Origin of the sequence: Corallococcus interemptor, assembly GCF_003668875.1 — a bacterium.
Classification (GTDB): Bacteria; Myxococcota; Myxococcia; order Myxococcales; family Myxococcaceae; genus Corallococcus; species Corallococcus interemptor.
This window is the reverse complement of record NZ_RAWM01000278.1, coordinates 1-1,102: the sequence shown is the minus strand read 5'-3', so window position 1 is coordinate 1,102 and position 1,102 is coordinate 1. Positions and strand designations below refer to the sequence as shown.

The 1,102-nt window shown below is 68.0% G+C and carries 1 protein-coding gene, 1 tRNA gene and 1 pseudogene; 2 read left to right on the top strand and 1 reads right to left on the bottom strand.

The window, feature by feature from the left end; all coding sequences use genetic code 11:
- Positions 1 to 525, bottom strand: a 525-nt coding sequence (locus D7X96_RS39095; protein ID WP_368667115.1) for a tetratricopeptide repeat protein, incomplete at its 3' end; no start/stop codon positions are given.
- Positions 526 to 730: 205 nt separating this feature from the next.
- On the opposite strand from D7X96_RS39095, the gene D7X96_RS39090 reads away from it, so the two are divergent.
- Positions 731 to 806 (top strand) — tRNA-Ala (locus D7X96_RS39090).
- Between the two features lie 95 nt (positions 807 to 901).
- Positions 902 to 1,102 (top strand): annotated as a pseudogene (locus D7X96_RS39085) (DUF2760 domain-containing protein); the annotation flags it as partial.

Below are 1,102 nucleotides of genomic sequence, written 5' to 3'. Positions count from 1 at the left end.
GGCCGCCACGGGGACGGTCGCCGCGGCGGGCGCTTCAGCGGCGGCCGGAGGCGGCGCGGCCACGGGCGCGAGCACCGGCGTGGGGGCCGCGGGGCGGGGGATCTCCACCTTGTACTGCTGGAGGAGCGTGACGGTCTCCGGATCGCCGGGGTCCGCCTGGTAGGCCTTGAGGAGGTTGGCGCGGCCGGTGTCCTGCTCGCCGCCCTTGATCTGCAGCACGCCCGCCATGCGCAGGGCGGCCTTGTCCTCCGGCTGCACCTGAAGCGCGCCCATCACCTCTTCGAGCGCCTTCTTGTCCTTGTTCTGCGCCGCGTACACGCGCGCCAGCAGGAGCCTGGGGTCGGCCGCGGTCGGGTGCGCCTTGACGCCCTTCTTGCAGACGACCATCGCTTCCATGAAGCGCCCCAGGTCGAGGTACGCCTCCGCCAGGGGCTTGTACGCATCCGACGAGGGGTCGGAAGCGAACGAATGCTCAAGCTTCGCGAGCTCGGTGGGGCTCAACGTCTTCGATGGGGAGGTGGACATGAACCAGAAGGGGGCCCGGTAATTGGCCGGGAAGGATGCGGTACCGGAAGGCGGTTTTTATGGCATCCACAGTGCGGCACGTCAATCGCAGGGTTGGGGCTGGAAACGAGCTGCTTGACAGCAAGGTAAGGCTCCGGTACTAGCCCACTCACTTCTCGGGACCCAACGCCCGCGAGGCGCAGCAGGCAGCACGCAGTCCCCGTATGGGGGTGTAGCTCAGTTGGGAGAGCGTCGCGTTCGCAATGCGAAGGTCGTCGGTTCGATCCCGTCCACCTCCACCATGAAGAAACGAAGGGCCTCACGGGAAACCGTGAGGCCCTTTGCATTTCAGGCATTGGCGAATTGCAAAGGCTTCCGGCTTTGTTATCCGGGGCCGATGACCGACCCGTCCGCCTCCCTGTCGTTCTTCGCCCGCTTCTGGCTCGCCTGGCTGTGCTTCTGGCGCTGCCTCGTGTCCCGCGAATTCGCGCAGGCCGTGCTGCCGACCAGCCGCGCCTACGACGCCGGCCAGCTCAAGGAGCTCCCCTCCGGGGACACGCAGACCCCGCCGCCGGTGAAGACGCCCGCCGTCCAGGCC